Here is a 237-nt window from a genome sequence, read left to right as displayed (position 1 = left end):
CAGGGTGAACGTGTTGCCGGCATCCGCGATGTCAAAGCCCGCGCCCGCGCCGATGTCGATGGCGCGGGTGGTGCCGGTGTAGCCCGTGCCGGTCACGCGCAGCGTGCCGCCGGCAAAGCCCAGCGCGCCGTTGGGCGCGCCCAGGTTGCTGTCGGCGCTGACCTGCAGCACGCCTTCGGCCACCAGCGTGCCGCCGGTGTAGGTGTTGGCGCCGCCCAGCACCAGGGTGCCCAGGTC

Annotated in this window: 1 protein-coding gene; it reads right to left on the bottom strand. The window is 73.4% G+C overall.

Annotated features, from left to right (window positions below):
* A partial coding sequence (locus SB751_RS35080) for an autotransporter-associated beta strand repeat-containing protein (protein WP_410749627.1) occupies window positions 1–237 on the bottom strand: 237 nt, incomplete at both ends.

The sequence above is a fragment of the Cupriavidus sp. SIMBA_020 genome (genome assembly GCF_046535395.1).
GTDB lineage: Bacteria > Pseudomonadota > Gammaproteobacteria > Burkholderiales > Burkholderiaceae > Cupriavidus > Cupriavidus campinensis.
The sequence above is the reverse complement of the archived record's forward strand: the minus strand, read 5'-3'. Positions and strand labels throughout refer to the sequence as shown.